The 21,701-nt window shown below is 69.6% G+C and carries 22 protein-coding genes; 10 read left to right on the forward strand and 12 right to left on the reverse strand.

Features of this window, described 5'->3' with window-relative positions; translation table 11 throughout:
• Positions 1-27: 27 nt before the first annotated feature.
• On the forward strand, positions 28-372 hold the full coding sequence (locus ADL12_RS29470) for an effector-associated constant component EACC1 (RefSeq protein WP_062707009.1): 345 nt from the start codon (positions 28-30) through the stop codon (positions 370-372).
• Positions 373-1,482, forward strand: coding sequence for a caspase, EACC1-associated type (locus tag ADL12_RS29475; RefSeq protein WP_062707010.1), 1,110 nt, complete (start codon positions 373-375; stop codon positions 1,480-1,482).
• Positions 1,483-1,536: 54 nt separating this feature from the next.
• On the opposite strand, the gene ADL12_RS29480 is transcribed toward ADL12_RS29475, so the two are convergent.
• The gene (locus ADL12_RS29480; protein ID WP_062707011.1) at positions 1,537-3,342 is read right to left on the reverse strand and encodes a serine/threonine-protein kinase; all 1,806 of its coding nucleotides are present in this window, start codon (positions 3,340-3,342) and stop codon (positions 1,537-1,539) included.
• A 177-nt stretch (positions 3,343-3,519) separates the two neighbouring features.
• Here ADL12_RS29480 and ADL12_RS29485 point away from each other — a divergent pair, with 177 nt between their 5' ends.
• Both ADL12_RS29485 and ADL12_RS29490 read left to right on the forward strand, forming a co-directional pair.
• Positions 3,520-4,122 (forward strand): TetR/AcrR family transcriptional regulator, encoded by a 603-nt coding sequence (locus tag ADL12_RS29485; RefSeq protein ID WP_062707012.1) that lies wholly within the window; start codon positions 3,520-3,522, stop codon positions 4,120-4,122.
• A gap of 55 nt (positions 4,123-4,177) precedes the next feature.
• Positions 4,178-5,860, forward strand: a complete 1,683-nt coding sequence (locus ADL12_RS29490; protein WP_159053329.1) for a serine/threonine-protein kinase — start codon at positions 4,178-4,180, stop codon at positions 5,858-5,860.
• Positions 5,861-5,862: 2 nt separating this feature from the next.
• Here ADL12_RS29490 and ADL12_RS56915 read toward each other — a convergent pair whose 3' ends face one another.
• Both ADL12_RS56915 and ADL12_RS29495 read right to left on the reverse strand, forming a co-directional pair.
• Positions 5,863-5,982, reverse strand: coding sequence for a DUF397 domain-containing protein (locus ADL12_RS56915; RefSeq protein ID WP_244188099.1), 120 nt, complete (start codon positions 5,980-5,982; stop codon positions 5,863-5,865).
• Positions 5,939-6,886, reverse strand: a complete 948-nt coding sequence (locus tag ADL12_RS29495) for a helix-turn-helix domain-containing protein (protein ID WP_244188095.1) — start codon at positions 6,884-6,886, stop codon at positions 5,939-5,941. Before ADL12_RS29495 ends, ADL12_RS56915 begins: the two co-directional genes overlap by 44 nt.
• Before the next feature lie 111 nt (positions 6,887-6,997).
• Between ADL12_RS29495 and ADL12_RS58150 the strand changes: the two genes are divergently transcribed.
• The 3 genes from ADL12_RS58150 (at position 6,998) to ADL12_RS29510 (ending at position 8,716) form a co-directional block, all read left to right on the forward strand.
• Positions 6,998-7,639, forward strand: coding sequence for a DUF7848 domain-containing protein (locus ADL12_RS58150; RefSeq protein ID WP_062707017.1), 642 nt, complete (start codon positions 6,998-7,000; stop codon positions 7,637-7,639).
• A gap of 115 nt (positions 7,640-7,754) precedes the next feature.
• Positions 7,755-8,360 carry a DUF6232 family protein gene (locus tag ADL12_RS29505; RefSeq protein ID WP_062707019.1) on the forward strand — a complete coding sequence of 202 codons (606 nt, stop codon included), beginning with the start codon at positions 7,755-7,757 and terminating at the stop codon, positions 8,358-8,360.
• Complete coding sequence (locus tag ADL12_RS29510; RefSeq protein ID WP_062707021.1) at positions 8,357-8,716, forward strand: hypothetical protein; 360 nt, start codon at positions 8,357-8,359, stop codon at positions 8,714-8,716. The genes ADL12_RS29505 and ADL12_RS29510 overlap by 4 nt, the downstream gene beginning before the upstream one ends.
• A gap of 49 nt (positions 8,717-8,765) precedes the next feature.
• On the opposite strand, the gene ADL12_RS29515 is transcribed toward ADL12_RS29510, so the two are convergent.
• Positions 8,766-10,028 (reverse strand): PucR family transcriptional regulator, encoded by a 1,263-nt coding sequence (locus tag ADL12_RS29515; protein WP_062707023.1) that lies wholly within the window; start codon positions 10,026-10,028, stop codon positions 8,766-8,768.
• 100 nt (positions 10,029-10,128) lie between these two features.
• Here ADL12_RS29515 and ADL12_RS29520 point away from each other — a divergent pair, with 100 nt between their 5' ends.
• The 3 genes from ADL12_RS29520 (at position 10,129) to ADL12_RS29530 (ending at position 13,040) form a co-directional block, all read left to right on the forward strand.
• A complete protein-coding gene (locus ADL12_RS29520) occupies positions 10,129-10,587 on the forward strand; it encodes a nucleoside deaminase (protein WP_062707025.1) in 459 nt (152 codons plus the stop codon).
• A complete protein-coding gene (locus tag ADL12_RS29525) occupies positions 10,580-11,545 on the forward strand; it encodes an isopenicillin N synthase family dioxygenase (protein ID WP_208614642.1) in 966 nt (321 codons plus the stop codon). Before ADL12_RS29520 ends, ADL12_RS29525 begins: the two co-directional genes overlap by 8 nt.
• A 103-nt stretch (positions 11,546-11,648) precedes the next feature.
• Positions 11,649-13,040 (forward strand): condensation domain-containing protein, encoded by a 1,392-nt coding sequence (locus ADL12_RS29530; RefSeq protein WP_062707072.1) that lies wholly within the window; start codon positions 11,649-11,651, stop codon positions 13,038-13,040.
• 44 nt (positions 13,041-13,084) lie between these two features.
• Here the strand turns inward: ADL12_RS29530 and ADL12_RS29535 are convergent, their stop codons facing one another.
• From ADL12_RS29535 to hemL, 8 genes are all read right to left on the reverse strand, one after another.
• Positions 13,085-13,489: an SRPBCC domain-containing protein gene (locus ADL12_RS29535; protein ID WP_062707029.1), complete on the reverse strand. Its 405-nt coding sequence runs from the start codon at positions 13,487-13,489 to the stop codon at positions 13,085-13,087.
• A gap of 91 nt (positions 13,490-13,580) precedes the next feature.
• Entirely contained in the window at positions 13,581-14,663 is a 1,083-nt protein-coding gene (gene ccsB / locus ADL12_RS29540) for a c-type cytochrome biogenesis protein CcsB (RefSeq protein WP_062707031.1), read from the reverse strand.
• A 187-nt stretch (positions 14,664-14,850) separates the two neighbouring features.
• Entirely contained in the window at positions 14,851-16,587 is a 1,737-nt protein-coding gene (gene resB / locus ADL12_RS29545; protein WP_062707033.1) for a cytochrome c biogenesis protein ResB, read from the reverse strand.
• A gap of 3 nt (positions 16,588-16,590) precedes the next feature.
• Positions 16,591-17,355, reverse strand: a complete 765-nt coding sequence (locus ADL12_RS29550) for a cytochrome c biogenesis CcdA family protein (protein ID WP_062707035.1) — start codon at positions 17,353-17,355, stop codon at positions 16,591-16,593.
• A gap of 1 nt (position 17,356) precedes the next feature.
• Positions 17,357-17,974, reverse strand: a complete 618-nt coding sequence (locus tag ADL12_RS29555) for a TlpA family protein disulfide reductase (protein WP_062707036.1) — start codon at positions 17,972-17,974, stop codon at positions 17,357-17,359.
• 66 nt (positions 17,975-18,040) lie between these two features.
• Positions 18,041-19,330 (reverse strand): polysaccharide deacetylase family protein, encoded by a 1,290-nt coding sequence (locus ADL12_RS29560; RefSeq protein WP_062707038.1) that lies wholly within the window; start codon positions 19,328-19,330, stop codon positions 18,041-18,043.
• A 175-nt stretch (positions 19,331-19,505) separates the two neighbouring features.
• The gene (locus tag ADL12_RS29565; RefSeq protein WP_062707040.1) at positions 19,506-20,204 is read right to left on the reverse strand and encodes a histidine phosphatase family protein; all 699 of its coding nucleotides are present in this window, start codon (positions 20,202-20,204) and stop codon (positions 19,506-19,508) included.
• Positions 20,201-21,535, reverse strand: a complete 1,335-nt coding sequence (hemL, locus tag ADL12_RS29570; RefSeq protein WP_062707042.1) for a glutamate-1-semialdehyde 2,1-aminomutase — start codon at positions 21,533-21,535, stop codon at positions 20,201-20,203. The genes ADL12_RS29565 and hemL overlap by 4 nt, the downstream gene beginning before the upstream one ends.
• Positions 21,536-21,701: the final 166 nt, after the last annotated feature.

Here is a 21,701-nt window from a genome sequence, read left to right on the forward strand (position 1 = left end):
ACCACAAATGTCCTGAACGGGAGAACGATGCAGGCATCCATCCGACTGACCGGCGAAACGGCCCAGGCGGAGCTGACCGCGCTGGCCGCCTGGCTGTCGCGTGAGGACGAGTTCCGCGGACGGTCTGCCATCGGGCGACCCGAGGCGCGCCCCGGCCACATGGGCGGGATCACCGAGGTCGTGATCGTGGCCCTCGGAGCCCAGGGAGCGGGCACCGTGCTGGCGGCCTCGCTGTCCGTGTGGATCAGGCATCGCCGCCCGTCGGCGGACATCGAGGTGACCGGTCCCGACGGGCAGAGCGTCAAGATCTCCTTGCGCAACGTCCCCGAGGCAGACGTGGAAGCCGTGCTGCGACGCGTCCTGGAACGGTGAATGCGCCTGCCCGACCCGCGGCATTCCCGAGCGGTGCTGCTGGGTTTCGACACGTTCGCCGATCCCGGCCTGCCCGATCTGCCCGCCGTGACGCACAACATCGACGACCTGGCCGAGGTGCTCACCAGCCCATGGGGGACGGCCCTCCCGGACAGGCATTGCATACGGCGGCGCAAGGCGGCGCCGCCCTCCGACCTCGCTGACTCCGCATCCGTCGGAGCCCGGCTGGTCTCCGCCGCCAAAGAGGCCGAGGACCTCCTGCTCGTCTACTACGCCGGTCACGGCCTGGTCGGCCCGGACGGCGAGCTGTATCTGTCCTTGCCCGGAACCCGCAGCGAACCGGATCTGGTGGCGTGGACGGGAATACCGTTCAGTCTGGTGCGCCGTACGCTGGCAAACGCCCGGGCGGACAGCCGAGTTCTCATCCTGGACTGCTGCTTCTCCGGACTGGCCATCGGCGCGATGGCCACCACCACCTCGGTGGTGGCCGGCCAACTGGAGGTGGCCGGCACCTGCACTCTGGCGTCCTCGCCGGCAAATCGCCCTTCCAGTGCGCCTGTCGGCGCGCGCCACACGGCCTACACCGGCGAACTGCTCGATCTCCTGCAGCACGGTACCGCCGACGCCGCGGAATTCCTCACCCTGCAGACCATCCACGAACACCTCGCCAGAGTCCTGCCCAGCAAAGGACATCCACGCCCCGAACTGCGCAACACCCACACGGTCGGGCGTCTCGCACTGGCCAGGAACCGGGCGCACTCGGGCATCTCCGATCCGGAGGCGATGGTCAAGGAGGCCACGCGGCTGGAGCGGGTAGGTGACAGCGCGGGCGCGGTGCGCTGGTACCGGGAGGCCGCGGGCGCCGGGCGCTCCGACGCCATGAGGGAGCTGGGCCGGTTGCTGGAGCGGGACGGAAATCGCGTACAGGCGGGAATGTGGCGTCGTAGAGCCGCCGAATCCGGGGATCCCGCCACCATGCACGAGCTGGGAGTCAGCTCATGGCACACCGGGGACCTCGCTCAGGCCGAGAGCTGGCTCAGGAAGGCCGCGGCTGCCGGGCTCCCGGAGGCGGCAGAGGACCTGGAGAGGCTGCTGCGGCGGCCGAAGTAACACGTCACCCCTTGAGCCGGCAGCCCCGCCTGACACAGGCTCTGAGGCGCCCGGCTACTCCTTCGTCCAACGCTGGGACGCCTTCCCGGACTCGCAGTCGTACGCCGTCACGCTGCTTCCCGAGGCCAGATCGAGGCACTGTCCGCTCTGCGCGCTGCGCAGGGTCCCGCCGGAGCCCCTGGTCCAGAACATCGAGGACTGGCCATACGCCTCACACGAGCCGACCGAGGCGTTGTTGCCGTACACGGGGGTGACCAGGCATTGGCTGCTGCCCTGGTTGACGACCTTGAACGAGCCGTCCGACGCGCTCAGGAAGGCCCAGGAGCTGTTCGCGTTGTCCGCGCAGCTCCCGTGGACCAGCCCGTTGCCGTAGGCCGTCAGGGTCAGGCAGTTGCCGTTGTCCCCGTTCACCAGGTGGAAGTAGCTGCCCGCCGTGGAGTCCTCGCCCGAGTCGCCCGTCGACGTGCCGCCGGAACCGCCCGAACCACCTGAGCCGCTGCTTCCGTCCGAGCCGCCCGAGGTGTCGGAGCCGCCGGAGCCGTCCTGCGCGCTCGTACCCGTGCCGGTGCCGGTGTTCGCCTGCTCGCCGCCGGTCCCCTTGTCCTCGGCTTTGTCCTCGCCCTTGCCCTTGTCCTTGCCCGATGACGGCGACTTCCCCGAGGTCGCCGTGCCCGAGAGGGACTGGGTGGGGGTGAGCGACGCCGAGGCCGTGGCCGACGGCGTGGAACGGGCCCCGTCCTGTGGTGCGGAGGTGTTCGGCAGGAGCTGGATCGCGAGGGTCGTACCGGTCACCACGACCACGACGGGTATGGCGACGAACAGGATCCGGGTGCGGCGGCGACGCTCGCGCGGCTCGCGGCGGGGCGAGGACTCCGGCTCCGGCTTCGCCTCCGGCTCGGCGGCAGGCAGCGTCGCAACGGGGGCGGACGGCTCGTCGATCTCCGGGACCGTCGCGGCGAAGGCGGCCCGCTCCGACAGCCGCTCGGTGATGGCCTCCGGCCACAGGGGTGCGGTGAACGGCCCGTGTTCCTCGGCGAGTTCGACGAGATCGGCGGCGGTCGGGCGGGCGTCGGGGTCCTTGTCGAGGCAGGCCGCGACGATGTCGGCGAGTTCCGGGGCCAGTTCGCGCACCGGGTCCAGGTCGGGCTCCTCGTGCACGATGCGGTACAGCACCCCGTGCCCCGACTCGTCGCCGAAGGGCGGTCGGCCGCATGCCGCGTACGCGAGCACCGAGCCGAGGGCGAACACATCGACGGCACCCGTCACCTGCCGGGCCCCCGAAGCCTGTTCGGGCGACATGTAGGCGGGCGTGCCCACCACCATGCCGGACAGGGTCAGCTGGCTCTGTTCCGCGGCCTGGGCGACGCCGAAGTCGATGACAGTGAGGCCGTCAAGGGTCAGCATGACGTTGGACGGCTTGATGTCCCGGTGCACCATGTCCAGCGCGTGCACGGCGGCCAGGCCCGAGGCGGCGTCCCGCAGTAACAGCCACAGCGCGTCGGCGGGCAGGGAACCCCCGTGCAGCTCGACCGCCTCGCGCAGAGTGAGGCCGGGGACGTACGCGGTGGCGAACCACGGCGGCTGTGCGGTGCGGTCGCTGGCGAGCAGGGGTGCGGTGGCCTCGGCGGGCAGCCGGGCGAGGTTGTCCAGCTCATGTCCGAAGCGGCGCAGGAAGGCCTTGTCCTCGGCGACGACGGAGGACAGCACCTGTTTGACGGCGGCGTAACGCCCTTCGTGGACGCCGAGATACACCCGTCCCATGCCGCCGGACCCGAGCCGGCCGACCAGGGGGATTCCCCCGATCCGTCGCGGATCCTCGTCCTGAAGCGGCTCGGCGCCACTTCCGCGCAGCTCTGACACGTCGTCCCCGTCTCCCGTTCGCGATCGTCGCGGGTGGACGAGCGCCCACCCGCTCCCCCCACGGCCGGGCAGACGCTCGTGTCCCGCAGGGGCAAGTCTGGGCCACTGGGACGTAGGATTGGAAGAACTTTCTAGAAAAACACTCTAGATCTCTCGATCCGGAATCGGCGGAACCACATGACCCCCAAGCAGCAACGCGGCGAGGCGACCGTCGACCGCCTCCTCGACGCCGCGCTGCGCGTCTACGCGGAGTCGGGCGAACAGGGCCTCACCGTCAGCGCCGTCACCAAGGCCAGCGGGGTCAGTCTGGGCAGCCTGTACCACCACTTCGGCAGCATCGACGGCCTCGTCCTCACACTCGCGCACCGCTGGCTGGGCCGACTCCTGGGCGAGCTGGTCACAGCCCTGCAGGCCGCACCCACCACACGCGAGGCCATCGACGCCGTCGTACGGACCTACCTCGCCTTCATCCGGGAACACCCGGACGCCGCCCGGCTGGTGCACTCCCCCATGGCCGACCGCCACAGCATGGAGAGTGGCCAGGAGCAGCGCGACGCCCAGGAGGCCAGGGTGTCGGCGTTCGCTCTATGGGTCCAACCGCGCATCGACTCCGGCGAGTTGGCACCGCTTCCCCTGCCCCTGATCGAGTCCCTGGTCCTGGGGCCAGTGGTCGCGGTCGCCCGCCGCCGGCTCTCCGGCATCCACGACGTCGACCTCGACGAGGCGGCGCGGATCCTGCCGGAGCGGATCTGGTTGTCGGTCGGCGGAGAGCCGACGTGAACGCCGAACCGTCCGTATCCTGACTCATGCATGCCAAAGTCAACGGGGGTGGGCGTTGGAACGCGGGGAATTGATAGCGGGCCGGTACGAGCTGATCAAGCGGCTCGGACGCGGGGGCATGGGTGAGGTGTGGGCCGGAAGAGACCGCAGCCTGCGCCGCGATGTCGCGGTCAAGCTGCTGGTCCCCGGGGATGAACCCTCCCCGGAGCTGGCCCTGCGGTTCGAACGGGAAGCGGTGGCTGCCGCGCAGGTCAACCATCCCAACGCCGTCGCCCTGTACGACCGGGGCGTTCACGAGGACGCGCTGTTCCTGGTCATGGAGAAGGTCGACGGCGCCACGCTCACCGAGCACATTCGCGACAGGAGCCCGATGCCGCCCGCCCGTGCGGTGGAGATCGCCCACGGGATCTGCGCGGCTCTCGTCGCCGCCCATCGGGCCGGTGTCATCCACTACGACATCAAGCCGCACAACGTGATGATCACCTCCGCCGGGCACGTGAAGGTCGTCGACTTCGGTATCGCGGGTTTCGTCCAGACCATGTTCACCGTCGCAGGGACCTCTCAGCTGACTCCGGCCGGCACCCCTGAGTACGGCGCGCCCGAGCAGTTCCTCAACGAACGCGGCGATGAGCGTTCGGACCTGTACGCGTTCGGCGGTGTGCTGTTCGCCATGCTCACCGGCGGGCCGCCCTTCACCGGGCACAACGCATTGGCACTCATACGCCGCAAACTTGACGAAGAGGCACCCCAACTCGCCGCGATCCGGCCGGACTTGCCGCCTGCGATCACTGGGCTGGTCGCAGAGCTCCTGGCTCGTGACCCCCGGCGACGCCCCGCGTCGGCACGGCAGGTCCTCGAACGCCTCGACCGTCTCCGGACCGGCCTCGACGCCGACGACCGGGGCCCCGCCGAGGCCCGCGAGGTGCTGCTGGCCAGGGCGGCCGGGGCGATGAGGGCGGTGCTCGCCAGGGCGGCGACGCTCACCCAGGACAAGGGCAGGCAAAACGAGTTCCGGCCACCGCGGCCGCCCGCGGACACGGCAGTTGAAACGCAGCGCCTACCCAGCTCCGCCGGACGGTTCGACGCGACCTGGAGCGGCGAGGAGCGGCTGTCCACGTACGCCCGCAAACCGGATGCCTTCCGTGACTGGGCCTGGGCGGTGGGCTTGTCGTTGGCCGGGGCGGGAATCGCCTACTTCCCGTTCGCTGCGGAACTCATCCGGGTGGGACCTGGGGGCAGTGAGACCGCGTGGATCATCGCCCCAGTGATTGGGTTCTTGCTCGCCTTCGCCGGACTCGTCCGGTTCATCTGGGCACTCCAGGGAACATTCGGCCTGCTGCAGCACGCGAGCCTGCTCAAGAAGAGTGTCGGCTGGGCACTGCACGTCGGCCCGCAGGGCATCGTGACCCACGGTGCCGCCGGGAGACATGAGTTCGCCTGGGACGGGATCCTGCGCGTTGCCATCGAGGAGATCCAGGGTTCACCGGCCTATCAGTACACCGGAGTTCACATCGACCTCGCGCCCGGCACCGTCCGGCCGACAATGATGCGACCGGCAGGATGGATCTATCCCAAGCCGGGCACGGTCACAGTGCGTCCGGCCGGGAGAATCCCCATCTGCGTCCTCGGTCCGATGACGGAGCGACAGCGGACGGACCTGATGGAAGCCCTCGCCCGACACGGCGGCCGACGGTGGGTACCGGCCGTCTCCTTTACGACGCTGCCGGTTGATGCCTGAGCCTACGAGTGGGCCCGCACGAACGCCGACCATGCGGTGCGGGGGATCAGGAGGACCGGGCCGTCGGGGGTCTTGCTGTCACGGACGGGGACGACGGCGGGGAAATCGGGGGCGATTTCGATGCAGTCGCCGCCGTTTGCTCCGCTGTAGCTGCTCTTGACCCAGGTCGCCGCGTTGAGCTCCTGCCTGTTCATGATGCTCGTACCCTTCCATCACGTCGCTGATCAGAGCGGCGGACTCGCGGGCTGACAGAGCGTCGGCCCTGAGCACATCATAGGCCCGGCTGTGCCGCGCGTAGACGGCCGGATTGTCGTTGAAATGGCCGCTGTCCAGCGATTCCGAGTACACCCACCGATGCCCGTCGGGCAGTTCGATCAGTGATAGAGAAGCATCGGGGCGGTCGATGTCAGGGCGGTCCGAGGGAACCACCTGGATCCGGATGTGGGGAAGCCGTCCCACGGCCAACAGGTGCGCGCACTGGTCCCGCATGACGGTTGAGCTCCCCACCGTGTGACGCAGACAGCTCTCGTCCAGCACGGCGACATAGAGCGGACCGCCATCGGCGTAGAAGCGCTGCTGTCGGCTCAGACGTGCCCGAACGCGCTCCTCGACCTCGTCGGCGTTGGTGAGACGTCGGGAGAACAGCGCGGTCGCATAGTCGGGCGTTTGCAACAAGCCTGGGATCGCCTGGCTTTGATACGCCCGAAGGGCCACGGCCTTCGCATCCATCTCGGCCCTGCGCTCGAACCAGTCCGGATGCTCCACCTCCGGATACCAGTCGATCCTCCCCCACAGCCGCACCAACACCCCACCCGTACCCAGCAGTTCGTCGCACTGCTTGGCGAACGCGTCCTGCGGCACCCGCGTACCCGCCTCGATACGGGCGACATGCGACCGGTCGCACGGGATCAGGGCCGCCAACCCCGCCTGCATGAGCCCCGCGGCCTCGCGGAAGTGCTTCAGCACCTCGCCGAACACGGCCGCCGTACTCGCCCCCGTACCCCCTTCGGCGTTGCGTCGGCTCACGGCTTCCCCCTTGTGACAGTGGATCAGTGACACGCGTTTGCCGTTGTGACCCGGCGTTCCCCTGAGCAACGCTCAGTACACACAGAGTAGTTGGCGATGTGCGGAGTGAGCATGGAAACGACGGCTTTCGAGACCGGGATGCCGGTCTACGACCTGGCGACGGACAAGGTCGGGGAGTACCAGGGCAAAGTGGGCCCGCGCGCGATGCTGCGCCCGGTCGGCGGAGGCCGGGAGTGGGAGGCGGACCCGGCGCGGATCCGGCCGGCGACGCGGGAGGAGCAGCTGGCGGCCGGGGTGCGGGCGGCCAACGCACGCTCACGCGGCGGATCGGTGACGGCGCCCGACCTGGAGTACCTCGGTCGCCCTCCCGCGCCGGTCGCGGGCTGTGCGGAGTGCGAGGAACTGGCGGTGCGCAGGGCTCAGGCGCGGGCGGAGTTCGACGGCAGCGCGGAGACGGACGCGAACGTGCTGCTGCGCCAGCACCGGCGGAGGGAGCACCACGACGCCTCGGACGGCCGCCGGATCTTCCGTTTCGTGCCCTTCTCGATCGTCCAGGACGCGTCCGCGGAACCGGAATACGAGGCGCACTGCGTCTCGGGCGACGAGACGGACTGCGCCGCCACGTCGGGCCCGTGCGGAACACCGACGGAGGTCGAGGAGTGGCAGCGCAGGCACACGCAGGAGACCCGGCACACTCGGTACCGCCGCAGCTTCGTGGACTACGCGGTGCTGGCGAGGCAGCCGGTCAGGTGAGGCTCACGCCAACTCTCCACAACCGTCACACAGTTGACCACCGATACCTGCTTGCACCCGAGGACGCTCGGAGTAGTTAATGGCCATCGGACAGTGACGTACCTCAGGGGGACCGATGGACAGAACCGAACCACCCGGACATCACGACATCCCGCCACCGCCCGCCGTTCCACCGCGGTCGGTGACCGCCGTCGACCTTCGGGTCGGCAAACGGCTGCTGTGGGTCGACGGGGCCGCGTATCCGCTGGAGAACGTCACGCGGGTGTACACCTACACACTCACGCCCAGGCGCAAGGAAGCCACGCTGCTCTTCCTGAAACGCGTGGGGATCATCCTGTCGGTGGCGTTCGCCCTGACGATCCTCGGCGGCATCACGGGCATAGCGAGCGAGAGCACGGCCGGCACGATCATCACGTTCGTCTGGCTGGGCACGCTGGCCGCGCTGGTCTTCAGCGTCGTGGAACTCGTGGCCGTCCTGACGGCACCCACGCAGTACGTCCTGGCCGTCGAGACGTCCGGCCCGTCCATCGCCATGGTGACGAGCGCCGAACCGCGCCAGTTGGACCAGCTCGTGGGCTCGATCGTGAACGCGATCGAGAACCCCGAGGTGGAGTTCCAGGTCACGGTGGACCGGCTCATGGTCAATCCCCGTAACTACTACTTCGGAGACAACGTCAACATGTACGGCGGCACGGGCAACGTGGGGGTGTCGAACGCGTGAGCGGCGACAACAACTACTACGGCGACAGCGTGAACATGTACGGCGGCATGGGAAACACCGGCATCGTCAAGAACCAGGTGACGGCCGCCGACCCGGCGGCGGTGTCCCCCGCCCTGCAGGAGGCGGTCGAGGAACTGCGCCGACTGGTCGAGCTGCTGCGCGACCAGGTCCCGGCCGCGAGCGCCCAGGCCATCGACGACTCCCTTCCGGCCATCAGGACCGACGCCGACACCGCGCCGCAGGACCGGCACCGCGCCCTGATGGCCGTCGCCGGTATCGCCGCGACGGTGGGCGCGGTGGGGCAGCCGGTCCTGGATGCCGTCAACAGGATCCTCGGACTGCTCGGCGGCCAGTAGACGGCCGGTAGAGGCGAACGGGACGAGCCGCGTCACACTCCGCCAGGGCCTAGGCCACCCGTAGCCCCTGTGCCGCCGAGGCCCCCGTCCCCCGCACCACCCGATGCGCACACGCCGCCGCCAGCAGCTCCCCCAGCAGATCCGGGTCGCCGATCTCCAGCCCGAGCAACGACTCGATCCGCTCCAGCCGCTGGTAGAGCGACTGCCGGCCGATGTGCAGCAGGGCCGCGGTGCGGGTGGGCGAGCAGCCGTGCCGCAGGTGCACCTCCAGCGTGCGCACAAGGTCGCTCGCATGGGCCGCCTCCCATTCCAGCAGCGGCCCCAGCGCGTGCTGGACCATCCCGGTGAGCCGCTCCCGGTTGGCGTCCACGCCGCCCCGGGTCAGCTCGCGTTCGAGGGCCAGGGCCCGTGAGGACGTCACCAACGGCCCCTCGGGTACAGCCGGTTCGGCGGGCGGCACCGTCAGCGCCAGCTCCAGCGTCGTACGGGCCGCCCGCAGGGTGTCGCTCCAGCGCAGCCAGCCGGCGCCCGCGTCGACGGCGTGTCCGACCGCGACGGTCAGCCCCGGGTCGGCGGCCGTGCGGAAGGCCTCCTGCACCGCCCGTACGGGGTCGCGGCGAGGGCGCGACGTCCCCGGGAGTGCCAGCAGCGCCAGTACGTCCCCCGGGAAAGCGGCCCGCAGCACACCCGCCCCGCCCAGCAGCCGTACGGCACGGTCGACGACGCCGACCTCGCGTGCGCCGTGCACCGACACCCCGATCAGCCGGGCGCCCGGCCCGGGGTGGAAGCCCGCGAGGGCCGCCCGCGCCTCCACCTCGGGCTGGTTCAGCGCCGCCCGGTCCGCGAGGTCGGCCAGCAGGGCCGCCGTATGGTCGTCGCCCCACGGCCGTACCACCGACCGTCCGGACAGCCCGCGCGCGACGATCGCCCGGTTCGCCGCCTCCGTGATCCGTACGAAGGGCACCACCCGGTGCAGGGCCAGCAGCGGCAGGCCCACCCGGCGGGCCTCGTCGGTCACTTCGGCCGGCATGTGCCGCAGGGAGCGGCCTACCTCCACCGCCAGCCCGGCCGCGTCGCGGGCGGCCAGCTCGCGGACGTACCGGCGCCGGACCTCCTCGTCGGCGTCCGTCAGCCCGAAGCCGTTGGTGAGGAGGAGTTCGCCGCCGTCGAGGAAGTTGGCGCCCTCGTAGACCTCGCTGGAGTGGACCCAGCGCACGGGGCGGTCCAGGGCGGACTCCCCGGCGAGCAGCTCGGGCCCTGCGGCGCGGACGGGGTCGAGGGCCAGGACTTCGCGGAGGGTGAGTGCGGGCACGGAGACCTCCAGGGCGCTGACAGTTCGTCCGCGGGCGGGCTGCCGGGAGAGTACTTTCCGCACGTTGCCCTCGTGTTTCGCCCACAGGAGAGTGGGGGGCATGGAGTTCTTGGATCAGGCGACCGCCCGTACGTGGCTTGCCACCGCCGTCGAGGAGGCCCGGACCGGGCTCGGCGAAGGCGGCATCCCGATCGGCGCCGCGCTGTACGGGGCCGACGGGACGCTGCTCGGCCGCGGGCACAACCGGCGCGTCCAGGACGGCGACCCGTCCATGCACGCGGAGACGGCCGCCTTCCGGGCGGCGGGACGGCAGCGGTCGTACAGCAGAACGACCATGGTGACCACGCTCTCGCCGTGCTGGTACTGCTCAGGCCTGGTCCGGCAGTTCGGGATCTCCCGGGTGGTGATCGGGGAGGCGGTCACCTTCCATGGCGGGCACGACTGGCTGGCCGAGCACGGCGTGGAGATCGTGCTCCTGGACGATCCCGAGTGCATCGGGATGATGCGCGACTTCATCGAGAACAATCCGGCACTGTGGAACGAGGACATCGGTGAGTGAGCCACGAATCCCCACGATCGACCTCGAGCCCTGGCTCGAAGGCGACCCGCAGACGCGCGGCACGATCGCCCGGACCGTCGACGAGGCCCTCCAGAGCGCCGGGTTCCTCCTGGTCACCGGCCACGGCGTGGACCCGGCGCTGCGCGCGCGGATCCGGGAGGCGGCCCGTACCTTCTTCCTGCTCCCGGTCGACGTCAAGCAGGCCTACGAGGCCAAGGTCGGCGGGCGCGGCTGGCTCGGGCCGGGAGCGGAGGCCAACGGGTACGCGGAGGGCACCGAGACCCCGCCGGACCTGAAGGAATCGCTGACCTTCGCGACCCACGAGCCCTTCGACGACCCGGTCGTCAACGCCGAGTGGTACGCGCCCAACGTGTGGCCGGCGCAGGTGCCCGAACTCCGGCCCCTGTGCGAGGAGTACCTGGAGCGCATGGGCGAGCTGGAGAAGCAGCTCCTCTCCCTGCTCGGCGAGGCCCTCGGACTCGAACCCGACTTCTTCTCACGGCACATGGACCATCCGACGTACGGATTCAACATCAACTGGTATCCGGGGACGGAGGTCGTCGGTGAGCCGGCGCCCGGCCAGTTCCGGATCGGGCCGCACACCGACTTCGGGACGGTGACGATCCTCGACCGGCAGGCGGGCAAGGGCGGCCTGCAGGTCTACACGGACGACGGCGGCTGGGAGGACGCGCCGTACGACCCGGACGCGTTCACGATCAACATCGGCGACCTGATGGCCCGTTGGACGGGCGACCGGTGGCGGTCCGGGCGCCATCGCGTCCTGCCGCCGCCGGCCGACGCGCCCGCGGAGGAGCTGATGTCCCTCGTCTACTTCGGGGAGTGCACGCCCGGAACGCTCGTCGAGTCCGTCCCGGCACCGGTGGGACGGGTGGCCTACGAGCCCGTCGACTCGCATGTGTATCTGCGGGAGAAGCTGGACTCGATCACCGTCGCCTGATCGCCGTCGACTGATCGCGGCGAACCGTTTCTGAGTAAGGGTTGCCTCGTTGGGCGGGATGCCACCCTTTTGGGTGTGTCCCCCGCCGCGAATGGAGCCGCCCGTGCGAATGACTGACATCCAGCGCTGCGAGATCCGGCCCGGGCACCTCGTCGAATGGACGCTCAGCCCGGCGACCGTCGCGACGGCGACCAGTCTGCCGGAGGACTCCCGGCCACCGGCGTACATCCAGGAGTCGCACATCAGGACCGCCCGGTCCGTGCGCGAGAACGGCCTGTTCGTGCCGACCTGGCTGGGCACCGCGTTCGACATCCCGGGCCGGGCCGACCTCGACGCGCTGGAGGAGGCGCTGCGCGGCTGGACGCTGCGGCACGAGACGCTGCGCAGCGGCTTCCGCTGGTCCGGCGAACCCGGCGACGAGATGCGCCGGTTCACGCTCGACGCCGATGCCGTGTCCCTGCACCGCACCGACGTCGGCGACTTCACCGATCCGGCCGACCTGGTCCGGCACCTCCAGGACCGCTTCGACGTCACGGCGGACGCGCTGCGCTGGCCCAACCTCATCTACACGGCCGTCGTCCGGGACGACTCCACCAGCGTGTACATGGCCTTCGACCACAGCAACGTCGACGGCCACTCCATCTACCGCATCCCCGCCGAGATCCACGAGCTCTACGCGGCGCGCGTCGCGGGCCGGACCGTGGAGCCGGCGCCGGTCAGCAGTTACGTGGACTTCTGCGAGATCGAGCGGACGGACGCCGACCGGATCGACGACAGTCACGACATCGTCGCCCGCTGGCGGGAGTTCGTCGGCCGCTGCGACGGCAGGCTGCCGAACTTCCCCGTCGACCTGGGCCTGGAGCCCGAAGGCGGGCTGCCCACCCAGAAACTCCTGCGCGAGAGGCTCACGGACCCGGACACCGCCGCCGCCTTCGAGGCGTACTGCCGGCCCTACGGCGGCAGCGCGGTCGGCGTCCTGGCCGCCACCGCCCTCATCGTCCACGAGATCGGCGAGCAGCCCGTCTACCGCACCGTCGTGCCGTTCCACACCCGGGTGAAGTCCCGCTGGTCGGACTCCGTGGGCTGGTATGTGGGCGGCGCCCCCATCGAGATCCCCATGACCGAGGCCCGCGACCTGCCCAGCGCCCTGCGGACGGTACGCGCCGCGCTGCACGCCAACCGGCACATGGCCCGCATGCCCCTGGCCCGGGTACTCCGCCTGCTCGGCGCGGACTTCCGCCCCACCTCACCCGACCTGTACTCGATCGTCTCCTACGTCGACACTCGCGGCGTCCCCGGATCCGGGCGCTGGGCCGAGCAGAACGCGTACGGGCTGATCAGGGTGTCGTACGGCGACCAGGTGTGCGCGTGGGTGACCAGGCTCCACGAGGGCCTGTGGTTCGCGAGCCGCTACCCGGACACCGACGTCGCGCACAAGAACATGCGGCTGTACGTGGAGCGGCTGCGGGACGTCATCGCCTCCACGGTTTCGTGAGCGCCTGGACGCGCGGCTGAACGGCGGGAGCGACACCCTCCAGGTCACGCGCCCGCCTCGAGTAGGTCGATCAGCCGCTCGAAGCGCGCCCGCCACCGTGGTTCGGACTCCACCCCGCCCTGGAACTCATGGGTGAAGCGCAGGGCGCTGCCCTGGTCCCCGTCCCGCTCCAGATGGAACCTGATCCGGTCGCCGCCCTCCAGCGTGTACTCGGCGACCCGCTCCACGTCCCACGCGGTGACCCGCCCGGAACCGATGTCACGCAGCGTGACCGCCCCGCCCAGGCGAGGTTCCAGGACGTCGGCGGACGCGAACCAGGCCGCGAGCCCCTCCTGTGTGGTCAGCGCCGGCCAGACCATCTCCATCGGCCGGGGAAGCCGCACCAGGAAGTGCAGGATGTGCGTGTTCCCGTGGGTCTGGCTGATGCCCTGTTCTACGGAACCGGTCATGACACCAGCCTGACCCCGCCGGGGACGATATGCACCCCTTACGGGCGCTGACCTGCCTTGTCGACGACTGTGCGCTCCAGGATGGCCGGACTCACACCCCGGCGTAAGAGTGCTTGCCGGAGACGAAGATGTTCACGCCGTAGTAGTTGAACAGCCAGCAGCCGAAGGCGATGAGGGCCAGGTAGGCGGCCTTGCGGCCCTTCCAGCCGGCCGTGGCGCGGGCGTGCAGGTAGCAGGCGTAGGCGACCCAGGTGATGAAGGACCAGGTCTCCTTGGGGTCCCAGCCCCAGTAGCGGCCCCAGGCGTCGCCCGCCCAGATGGCGCCCGCGATGATCGTGAACGTCCACAGCGGGAAGACGGCGGCGTTGACGCGGTAGGAGAACTTGTCGAGGGACGCCGAGGCGGGCAGCCGGTCGAGGACGGAGTTGGCGAAGCGGCCCGGGGTGCCGCCGTTCGCCAGCTTGTTCTCGTAGCTGTCCTTGAAGAGGTAGAGCACCGTGGAGACCGCGCCGACGTAGAACACCGCGCCGCAGAAGATCGCCGTGGAGACGTGGATGTACAGCCAGTACGAGTGAAGGGCGGGAACCAACTGGTCGCTGGCGGTGTACAAGACAGTGACGGCGAGGCCGAGATCGAGGAGGACCGTGGTGATCAGGAACAGCCCGAGCCAGCGCACGTTCTTCTTCAGCGCGAGCAGCGAGAGGTACACGCCGACAGCGACCGTGGAGAAGGTGATGTTGAACTCGTACATGTTGCCCCACGGCGCCCGCTGCACCGACAGAGCCCGCGCGAGCACACCGCCGAACTCGATCAGGAAGGCGAGGACGGTGAGGGAGATGGCGATACGCCCGTAGAGGTCGCCCTGCTCGTCCCCGCCGTGCGCCCCGGGCCCGTCCGGCACGTCCCGCTGACCGGCCGTGGCCCGCACGACGACCTTCGGCCGCTCCAGTTCGGCGGTGGAGTCCCCCTGCTTGACGGTGACGGCGGGGGCGTCGGCCTGCTTGGCCTTCGCCTGGGTGAGCGCGGCGGCCGTGCGGCCGACCTTGCTGCGGCTGCCGAGGAGCCATTCGGCGATGTACGCGAAGAAGGCCAGGGTGTAGACGGCCATCGACGAATAGATCAGCGTGTTGCTGATGTTCGCGAGGTTTTCGTTGGTGGCGGCGGCGAGAGTCACCTCAGCACTCCTTCGGGTGAATGTCCCGGCGACTTGCGGTCGGGCGGTGAGGGTGTGCGGGAAGCTTGCGATCGTATTACCGGGCTGGTTTCAACCCGGCTGGTGTTGATCGCGTAAGACCCGGCGGGCCGCTGGCTCGCCAGGCGGCGTGAGCCAGGAATCCCTCTCGTCCCGCGAGGGGGAGGATTCAATTGGTCTCAGCCCCTTCGGCAGCAGATGCGGCGCCGGAGTCGGACACACCGTCCGGCTCCGCCTCCGTGGCGTCGGATGCCCCCGGGATCTGGTCGTACAGAACCCCCGCGAGGTCGCCCAGCTCCTCCGGCACCTTGGCGGACTCGCTGCGGCCGAGGCCGGCCATCTCGACGACCGTGACGCCGTCGCTGCCGGTGGTGGCCCGCACCCAGACGCGGCGGCGCTGGATGAACAGGGAGGCGGCGAGGCCGAAGATCGCGGCGACGGAACCGGCGAGCGCCCAGCCGCTGCCGGGCTGGCGGGCGACCTGGAAGCCGGCCCACTCCTTGATCTCCTTCTCGAAGGTGATCGAGCCGGCGCCGTTCGGGAGCTTCATGGTCTCGCCGGGCTTCAGGTTCCCCCTGAGCTGGGCGCCCTTGGAGTCCTTGAACCCCTTCATGTTCTTCTTGTTCAGCTGGTACACGCTTTGCGGGAGGCCCGCGTTGACACCGAGGTCGCCGTGGTAGGCCTCCAGGTTCAGCATCGGGTTGAGCAGCGCCGGGAACTGCGAGACCACCGCGGTACCCGAGCCGCCGTACGACGGCAGGAAGAAGGCCTGGAAGCCGAGCTGGTCCCACTTGCCCTGGGCGTCGCGGTAGCCGTCCATGACCTTGATGGCGCCGGTGGAGGTGACGTTGCCGTCGAGGGGAAGGAGGGGGACTGCGTCCTGGTAGACGATGTCGCCCTTGCCGTCGCGGACCGTGATGACGGGGGCGTAGCCGTGGCTGACGAGGTAGACCTTCGAGCCGCCGATCTCCAGCGGCTCGTTGACCTCGACGGTGGTCTTCTTGTCCTTGCCGTAGGCGCCCACGCTGTAGGTCATGTCGGCCTTGTAGACGCGCGGGGTGCCCCGGTTGGGGCCGGAGGGCTCGTAGCTGCCGACGAAGTTCTTCAGGGTGAAGCTGAACGGATCCAGGTCGTCCTGGCTGAAGAGGCTGCCGGACTTGAAGTCGTCGTACTGGGTGAGGGTGTTGGAGAAGCCGTCGCCCTCGACGATCAGCTTGTTGCCCTCGGACTTGAACAGCTGGCCCCAGGCGAAGGCGATCAGCATCACGATCAGCGCGATGTGGAAGGCGAGGTTGCCGACCTCGCGCAGATAACCCTTCTCGGCGGCGACCGCGTCACCGGCGAGGTGGGCGCGAAAGCGGCGCTTCTTCAGCAGGGCGAGGGCGGCCTCGCGGACCTGCTCGGGGTCGGCCTCCGTGCGCCAGGTGGTGTAGGCGGGCAGCCGGCTCAGGCGCCTGGGGGCACCCGGCGGACGGCCGCGCAGCTGGCCGACGAACTGCCAGGTGCGCGGGACGATGCAGCCGATGAGGGAGACGAACAGCAGGATGTAGATCGCGGAGAACCACACCGAGCTGTAGACGTGGAAGAGGCCGAGCTTGTCGTAGATCGGTGCGAGCGTCTCGTGCGCCTTGCGGAACTCGGCGACCTTCGTCTCGTCGATGCCGGTCTGCGGAATGAGCGAGCCGGGGATCGCGCCGAGCGAGAGCAGCAGGAGCAGCAGCAGCGCGACCCGCATCGAGGTGAGCTGACGCCAGAACCAGCGGGCCCAGCCGATGACGCCGAGGGAGGGGAGGTGGGAGATCTCCTCGGTGGGGGCGGTGGAGAGCTGGGAGCCGGCGGCGCCCAGGTCCTGGTCCTCGACCTGACCCGGAGTGTTGCCGGGCGCGCTGGTCTTGGTGTTGCTCATGGATCAGATCCCCACAGTGAAGCCGTTGGACCAGACCTGCATCTCCTGCACGATGCGGTCCCATGCGCCGGTCAGCAGCAGCACACCGGTCACGATCATCATGGTGCCGCCGATGCGCATCACCCAGACATAGTGGCGCTTGACCCAGGCGAACGCGCCGAGCGCCTTGCGGAAGGCGACGGCGGCGAGCACGAAGGGGATGCCGAGGCCGAGGCAGTAGGCGACGGTCAGTATGGCACCGCGGCCGGCGCTGGCCTGTTGCATGGCAAGCGTCTGCACGGAGGCGAGCGTCGGGCCGATGCACGGCGTCCAGCCGATCCCGAAGAGGGCGCCGAGGAACGGGGCGCCGACCAGTCCGGCGGCGGGCCGCTTGTGAAACCGGAACTCTCGCTGGGTGAGCCAGGGCATCAGGCCCATGAAGAAGACGCCCATCAGGACCATGAGGACGCCGAGGACCTTCGTCAGGACGTCCTTGTTCTCCTGCAGGCTCGAGCCCCAGTAGCCGAACAACGCCCCGCCCGAGACGAACACGGCGGTGAAACCGAGCACGAAGAGGGAGGCACCGGCGACCATCCGCCCGCGCCGGGCCTCGGCCAGGTCGGTGCCGCTGACTCCGGTGACGTAGGAGAGGTAACCGGGGACGAGCGGCAGGACGCAGGGTGAGAAGAAGGAGACGAGGCCGCCGAGCACGGCGATGGGAAGCGCGAGCACCAGGGCACCGTTCATCACGGTGCCGTTGTATGCGGCGAGCGTGGTGACTGCGCTCACGTCACTTCTCCGCGAGGACGGGCTTGATCATGCTGCGCAGCGTGTCCTCGCTGAGCGGCTGGAGCGCGCGCACCGCGATCCTGCCCTGGCGGTCGAGGACGAGTGTGGACGGGATCAGCTGCGGGTTGAGCGTGCCCTTCTCGAAGCGGAGCATCTGCTTGCCCGTGGGGTCGTACAGGCTCGGGTAGGTGACCCCGAACTCCTTCTCGAAGGCGACCGCCGGGGTGGTGCTGGTGTCCCGGGTGTTGATGCCGACGAACTCGACGCCCTGGCCCTTGAGGTCCTTGTAGACGGTCTGGAAGTTCTTCGCCTCGGCCCGGCAGGGCGGGCACCACGATCCCCACACGTTGATGACGAGGATCTTGCCCTTGTAGTCCGCGGTGGTGAGCTGCTTGCCGTCGATGGTCTCGCCGGACAGCACCGGCGCCGCCGTCCGCGCGCTCTCGGCGACGGTGTCGATGCCGTTCTTGCCGGTGATGAAGTTGGTGTCACCGCCGCCGCCCGACGTACCGCCGGAACTGCACGCGGACAGGGTCAGCGCGGCGGCCGCGGCTGTGGCGGTGAGCAGGGCGGCACGACTGCGGTTCGAGCGCAGGGGGGTACGGCTGGCGGCACTCATGTGAAAAGTTTCGCATGCCCGTTCCGGGGATCTTGCGCACCCCCCTCCCGGACGTAAACCCGCATTTCAGGCGGCGCTTGGGGAGCTCTTCGGAGAGCCGGCGGAGGTGCCCTTCAGAAAGGTGTTCCAGCCGCCGACGGGCTCCTGCCCGACGTCGAGCGTGCGCAGCTGGGCGAGCACCTCCGGCTTCTGGACGTCCATCCAGTCCACGAACTGCCGGAAGGAGACCAGGCGTATGTCCTCGCCCTTCTCCTTCTCCCGCGCGATGTGCTTCAGCGCCTCCTCGACGGCGTCCATGTAGATGCCGCCGTTCCACTGCTCGAAGTGGTTGCCGACGAAGAAGGGTGCGCGATTTGTCTCATACGCCCGCTTGAATCCCTGTATGTACGCCTGTGCCGACTGCTTCCGCCAGGCCGGGTAGTTGTAGCTGGGCGCATTGGTCGAGTTGACCGACTGGTTGGCGAGCATGTTGTAGTCCATGGAGAGGACCTCGAACGAACGCCCGGGGAAAGGTATCTGCTGCAACGGCAGATCCCACAGCCCCTGCTTCTTCTGCGGCCACACCTGGCGGCCGCCCGGCGAGGAGGCGTCGTAGCGCCAGCCCAGCTCGCGGGCAGTGGGCAGCAGGTTGTCCTGGCCGAGGAGACAGGGCGTGCGGCCGCCGACGAGTTCCTTGTCGTAGTCGAAGGGCAGGGAGGGCAGATCGGTCCACCCGGAGTTGGTCCGCCACTCCTTCACGAAGGACTTGGCCTGCTCGATCTCACTGCGCCACTGCTGCGGGGTCCAGTTGCCGACGGTGCCGGTGCCGGCGCAGAAGTGGCCGTTGAAGTGGGTGCCTATCTCATGGCCCTCGAGCCAGGCCCGGCGGACGCCCTTCAGCGTCTCCTTGATGTGCTCGTCGGTGAGGTAGCCGATGTCGGAGGCGCCGCGCGGGTTGTTCGGGGGCTCGTAGAGCCGCTTCTTCGACTCGGGCAGGACATACAGCCCCGAGAGGAAGAAGGTCATGTGCGCGCCGTGTTCCTTGGCGAGGTCGAGGAAGCGCGGGAAGAGGCCGTTGCCCACCTCGCCGGCGCCGTCCCAGGAGAAGACGACGAACTGCGGCGGGGTCTCGCCGGGCTCGAGGGGCTTCGGCGCGCCGGGCTGTTTCGGCTGCTTGCCGGTGTACGAGGTGGAGCCGTCACCGATGGGGCGCGCGCGGTGGGTCTGGGTGCCGGGCTTGTTGTTCCCGCCGTTTCCGGAACCTCCGGCGCCGTTCGACCCATCTGACGATGTGAGGGTGCCGCACCCTGCGAGTCCGAGGGCGGCGGCCGCTCCGGCACCGAGCCCGAGAAGCCCCCTTCGGTTGTAGTCGCGCATTCCATTCCCGTCCGTCGCATCCTCTGGTGGTCACCCAGTCAGAGGGCGCGACGAACGGGGAGGTTCCGTCTAATCGCACACGTTTCGGAACAAATGCAACAGGACTGTCACAGCGCCCCAAACGGACGTTGCCGGACGTTGTTATGCGCCTGCTATGCGCCGGCTATACGCCGGGCTACGCGCCGAAGGCCTTGTCCTTCCCCTTCACCGGCTTGGCGCCGGCGCGCAGATGGGCGGGGACGAGGTCGATGGCGGGCTCGGAGTAGCCGACGGACACGATCTTGTCGCCCTGGTACGTGAAGCTCGTCACCGACGCGAGCGTGCACTGCCGCTTGCGCGGGTCGTGCCACAGGCGCCGTTTCTCCACGTAACTCCGCACGATCCAGATCGGCAGTTGGTGACTGACCAGCACGGCCTCGTGCCCGCGCGCGGCGTCCTTGGCGGCATCGAGCGCGCCCATCATGCGGATGACCTGCTCGACGTACGGCTCACCCCAGGACGGCTTGAAGGGGTTGACGAGATGCTTCCAGTTCTCGGGCTTCTTGAGCGCGCCGTCCCCGACTCCGAACGTCTTGCCCTGGAAGACGTTGTCGGCCTCGATGAGCCGCGCGTCGGTCGCGAGGTCGAGGCCGTGCGCCTTGGCGATCGGCGTCGCGGTCTCCTGCGCCCGCTCCAGCGGGGAGGAGCAGACGTACGTGACGTCGCGGGAGGCCAGGTGCTCGGCGACCCGGTCGGCCATCTGCCGCCCGAGCTCGGACAGGTGATACCCCGCGAGACGGCCGTAGAGGATCCCGTCCGGGTTCGCGACTTCGCCGTGCCGCATGAGGTGGACGACGGTGATGTCGCTGTCGCGCTTGTTGATGTCGCTGCTCATGCCGCCGTGGCCTCCGCCGCCGCTCGGGCCGCCGCCGGGAGGGCGTCGGCGATCCGCTGGACGGCCTGGTCGTCGTGGGTCGTGGAAACGAACCAGGACTCGAAGGACGAGGGCGGCAGATAGACGCCCTGCGCCAGCATCGAGTGGAAGAAGGCGGTGAAACGGAAGGACTCCTGCCGCTTGGCGTCCTCGTAGTTGCGCACCTCCCGGTCCGTGAAGAAGACGGAGAACATGTTGGAGGCGGTCTGCAGCCGGTGCGCGACGCCTTCCTTGGTGAGGGCCTCGGTCACGAGGGACTGGATCTGCCCGGAGACGGCGTTGACGGTGTCGTACGCGGCCTCGTCGAGGAGCCGCAGCTGGGCGAGGCCGGCGGCGGTGGCGACGGGGTTCCCGGAGAGGGTGCCGGCCTGGTAGACGGGCCCGGCGGGCGCGAGGTGGGCCATCACATCGGCGCGGCCACCGAAGGCGGCGGCAGGGAAGCCACCGCCCATGACCTTGCCGAAGGTCATGAGGTCGGGCCGGACGCCGTCGATGCCGTACCACCCGGCGCGGCTGGTCCGGAACCCGGTCATGACCTCGTCGGAGATGTAGAGGGCGCCGTTCTTCTGACAGGCGTCCTTCAGTCCCTGGTTGAAGCCGGGGATGGGCGGGACGACGCCCATGTTGCCGGGCGAGGCCTCGGTGATCACGCAGGCGATCTCACCGGGGTAGCGGTGGAAGGCCTCGTGGACGGACTCGAGGTCGTTGTAAGGGAGGACGATGGTGTCGCCGGCCTGGGCGCCGGTGACACCGGGGGTGTCGGGCAGGGCGAACGTGGCCACGCCGCTGCCTGCGGCCGCGAGCAGCGAATCCACATGCCCGTGATAGCACCCGGCGAACTTGATCACCTTGGACCGCTGGGTGAACCCGCGGGCGAGCCGGATGGCGGACATGGTGGCCTCGGTACCGCTGGAGACCAGCCGCACCTGCTCGAGCGGCTCGATCCGGTCGACCATCTCCTCGGCGAGCGCGACCTCGCCCTCACCGGGCGTGCCGAAGGAGGTGCCGCGGGAGACGGCGTCCAGGACGGCGGCGATGACGTCCGGGTGGGAGTGCCCGAGGATCATGGGCCCCCAGGAGCAGACCAGGTCGACGTACTCGCGGCCGTCGGCGTCGGTCAGGTAGGGACCGGTGCCGGACACCATGAACCGGGGCGTACCGCCCACGGCCCGGAAGGCGCGCACCGGGGAGTTCACGCCGCCCGGCGTGACGGCGGCCGCACGGTCGAACAGAGCCTGCGAGGCAGGCGCATCGTATGGATAGGGCGTTCCTGAAGAGGGCGCTTCGCTCATGACCTGCGACTACTCCGACCTTCTCTGACCTACTCCGATGATCTCGGACTCCGGTTGCCAGTGACCTCCTCAGGGTAGGCCAGGGGGCGGCGGGGGCAGCCGGCTGCTACTTGACCGGGGCTGCGGGCCGCTGCTCGACCGGTGCGCCCTCCCCCTCCCCCTCCTC

Origin of the sequence: Streptomyces regalis (assembly GCF_001509475.1) — a bacterium.
Classification (GTDB): Bacteria; Actinomycetota; Actinomycetes; order Streptomycetales; family Streptomycetaceae; genus Streptomyces; species Streptomyces regalis.